The sequence below is a fragment of the Streptomyces sp. CO7 genome (genome assembly GCF_053474865.1).
Window position 1 is genome coordinate 139239 of record NZ_JBRIOU010000001.1, and the last position, 3521, is coordinate 142759.

The 3521-nt window shown below is 70.5% G+C and carries 2 protein-coding genes; one reads left to right on the forward strand and one right to left on the reverse strand.

All coding sequences use genetic code 11. The features are described 5' to 3' along the window. Positions 1-371 precede the first annotated feature (371 nt). Positions 372-1613, forward strand: coding sequence for an RNA-guided endonuclease InsQ/TnpB family protein (locus ACOV8S_RS00650; RefSeq protein ID WP_448315264.1), 1242 nt, complete (start codon positions 372-374; stop codon positions 1611-1613). A gap of 79 nt (positions 1614-1692) precedes the next feature. Here ACOV8S_RS00650 and ACOV8S_RS00655 read toward each other — a convergent pair whose 3' ends face one another. Then, positions 1693-3432 carry an outer membrane protein assembly factor BamB family protein gene (locus ACOV8S_RS00655; RefSeq protein ID WP_448315266.1) on the reverse strand — a complete coding sequence of 580 codons (1740 nt, stop codon included), beginning with the start codon at positions 3430-3432 and terminating at the stop codon, positions 1693-1695. Positions 3433-3521 lie beyond the last annotated feature (89 nt).

Sequence of the window (3521 nt, forward strand, 5' to 3'; positions counted from 1 at the left end):
GTGCACTGCGAATGAAACTCCGGTAGCTTCGCGGCCTGTATGGACCGCGAAGCTACCGGAGTTTCATTCGCAGTGCACCGGGCTTCAGCCCAAGGCCACGAAGTCACGGTGCGCAGGGCGCCGTCGACGGTTCCGGCGAAGGAGGAGCCGGACCGGAGCATGTTGGCACGGCCGGTGGTGACGGGCCAGGTCGGGGAACTCTTGGCGCAGGCGGCAGAAGGAGACGCCCCTCACCCGGGGGAGGGGGTCACTGGACACCGTGCGCCGGAACACGATCACGGATATCAAACGGACCTGCGCCATCGAGGTCAGTTACGGACAGTTCCGGTCTCCGGCCCATCCCTCCGCCTTCGGGTACGTAGAGTGACGTCATGCAGCTCAGGTACGCCTTTCGGCTGTACCCGGACGCCGGTCAGCGGATCGCGTTGGCGAAGGCGTTCGGGTGTGCCCGCGTCGTGTTCAACGACGCGGTGCGTGCCCGCGAAACCGCCCGCAGGGACGGCCTGCCGTTCCCGACGGCGGGTGAGCTGTCCGTCCGTCTGATCACCCAGGCGAAGAAAACGGTCGAGCGAGGGTGGCTGGGTGAGGTGTCGGCGGTGGTGCTGCAGCAGTCCCTGCGCGACGCCGAGACCGCGTTCCGCAACTTCTTCGCCTCCTTGACCGGCGCCCGCAAGGGCCCGAAACTGGGGCCGCCGCGGTTCAAGACCCGCAAGGACACCCGGCAGTCGATCCGGTTCACCGCCAACGCCCGCTGGACCATCGACCACGCGGGGCGCCTGTGCCTGCCGAAGATCGGCGCGGTGAAGGTGAAATGGTCCCGCACCCTGCCGGCCGTCCCGTCCTCGGTGACCGTGATCAAGGACAGCGCGGGCCGGTACTTCGCCTCGTTCGTCGTCGAGACCGATCCGGCCGCCGACGCGACCAGAATGTCTGGCAGCGAGCAAATGATCGGTGTCGACCTAGGGCTGACGCACTTCGCGGTCCTGTCCACAGGCGAGAAGATCACCTCACCGCGCTTCCTGCGCCGCGCGGAGAAGAAACTCAAGAAGGCGCAGCGTGAGCTGTCCCGCAAGCGGAAGGGGTCGAAGAACCGTGAGAAGGCCCGCCTGAAAGTGGCACGCGCCCATGCCCAGGTCGCCGACGCGCGCCGCGAGTTCCACCACCAGCTCTCCACCCGGCTGATCCGCGAGAACCAAGCGATCGGTGTGGAGAGCCTGTACGTGGCGGGACTGGCGCGTACCAGACTGGCCAAGAGCGTGCACGACGCGGGCTGGTCACGGTTCGTGGCCATGCTCGAGTACAAGGCGGCGAGGTACGGGCGCACGCTGGTGAAGATCGGCCGGTTCGAGCCGACCAGCCAGGTCTGCTCGGCGTGCGGGGTCAAGGACGGCCCCAAACCCCTCCACGTCCGGGAATGGACCTGTACCGCCTGCGGCACCGTCCACGACCGCGACGAGAACGCAGCGATCAACGTGAAGACGGCCGCCGGACTGGCGGCATCAGCCTGTGGAGCGCAGGTAGGACCGGGACTCGTCCCGGCACAGCGCAGCGAAGCAGGAAGCCACGGACTCCCTACCGGACCCCGTGCCGCGCGGCGGCACAGCACCCGGTAGGGAAGGCCAGAATCCTCCGGCTCAGCCCGAGGAGCATGTCAAACGCTTGTTCGACGCGGCGCGCCGGGCGTGCGGGCCGTCAGGCCTTGGGACCGAAGGCGACCGCGAGCGGCTCGTCCTCCTTGTCGTCGCCGCGGGCGTAGACCTCGCTCATGAAGAGCCGGCCGCCGAAGAAGAGGTACTCCTGGTAGTCCGGCGAGAACGAGATCTCCAGCTCACGGCTGGCCTGGTCGTTCGGCAGCTGCAGGAGCAGCGTCTCCTTCAGCGTGTCGCCGTCCAGACGGACCACCTGGCCGCCCTTGTCGTAGGGGCCGCTCTTGTAGGCGAGCACGCCGTCGCCGTCCATGCGCAGCGGGAGCAGGTTGTGGCCGTCGCCCGCGTCGGCCTTGCGGCCCGTCTTCCCGGTGGCGAGGTCGATGGTGACGACCTCGTTGGTCCGGCCGGTGTCGCCTCCGGCGTCGTGCTCCTCGGTCGGCAGGTAGAGCGTGTCCTGGCCGACGGCCAGGTTCCCGCAGCTCTCGACGGCGGTGACGCCGTCGCAGTCGGCGGCGTAGGTCTCGCCCGGCGCGGAGATCTTGGCGCGGAGCTTGCCGGTGGCGGCGTCGACGGAGAAGAAGTCGGAGATGCCGCTGCCGTCACCGGCGGTGTCGCCGACGTCGGCGGCGGCCACCAGCGGGACGGTGGAGACGATCGACGCGTAGTCGACGCCCTCGGGCAGCTTGTACTCCGAGAGCACGGTGCCCTTCTTGGCGTCCAGGGTCTGCAGGAGCAGCTGGTAGTTGTTGTACTCGCCGCACTTGCGCAGCGCGACCAGGGCCTTGCCGCCGCCGTAACCGGCGTCGTAGCAGGTGTCGCCCGGCTTGGGCTGCCACAGCGAGGCGCCGTTCGTCAGGTTCCAGGCGGCGCCGCCGGAGCTGGAGCCGGCGGCGACGGTGGTTCCGCTGAGGGTGACGTTGTCGAACCGGACGGGCCGGTCGCCGTTCTTGGCGTTCTTGGTCCAGAGCTTCTTGCCGGTGGTGAGGTCGATCGCGGTGACCTCGCTGCAGCCCGCGGTGGGCGCCTTCGCGGTCGGCATGGCCGGCTCGTGGACGATCGCGGTCTTCCCGTCCTCGGTGGTGTGCCGGGAGGAGAAGCAGACCGGGCCGGGCAGCGGGAGCTTCCACTTCTGGTCGCCGGTCTGCGGGTCGTAGGCGGTGATGCCGTCCGCGCCGCTCTTGGCGTAGACGTCCTCGGTGGCCCAGGAACCCTTGACGTTGATCTGCAGGTCCTTCTCGACCTTGGGCATCGGCACCTCGAAGAGCAGCTCCGCGCCGGGGTCCGAGGGGACCTTCTCGGTGCCGCCCCCTTCCCCGCCGTTCCCGCCCTTGCCCTTGCCGCCCTCGGTGCCGCCGGCGACGGTCTTCCCGCCGCCGTCCTTGCTGCCGGAGTACCAGACGCCGCCGCCGATGATCAGGGCGATCGCCACCACGGCGGAGACCACGATGGCGATCTGGGCGCGCAGCGCCTTGCGCTCGGCCTCGCTGCGCTGCGGAGCGGCGGCGGGCGACGGGACCGTCGGCGGCTGCTGGGCGGGGTATCCGTACTGCGGCGTCTGCGGGGACGCCTGGTGTCCGGGGTGCTGTCCGGGGTGCTGCCCCGGCTGCTGTCCCGGCTGCTGGAGGTACGGGTTGGGCGGCGTCTGCGGGTACCCGTAGCCCGCCGCGGGCGGGGCCGGCGGCTGCTGCGGCGGCGGGGTGGCGCCGTAGGGGTTCCGGTCGGCGGGCTCGTGTGCGCCGCCGTCCCCCTGCGGGGGCCGGCCGGGCTCGGGCGGCTGGGTCATCACATTCCTCGGGAGGGTCGTGCGGGCGGGCGTCGGCCCGGCCGGGGCGTACGAGGGTCCTGGGTGCGGGGCCCGGCCCCGGAGTGCTG

Excerpts from the sequence above, each read along its gene's own strand:
- ACOV8S_RS00655 (WP_448315266.1), bottom strand. The coding sequence starts at position 3,432 with ATGACCCAGCCGCCCGAGCCCGGCCGGCCCCCGCAGGGGGACGGCGGC.
- ACOV8S_RS00650 (WP_448315264.1), top strand. The coding sequence starts at position 372 with ATGCAGCTCAGGTACGCCTTTCGGCTGTACCCGGACGCCGGTCAGCGG.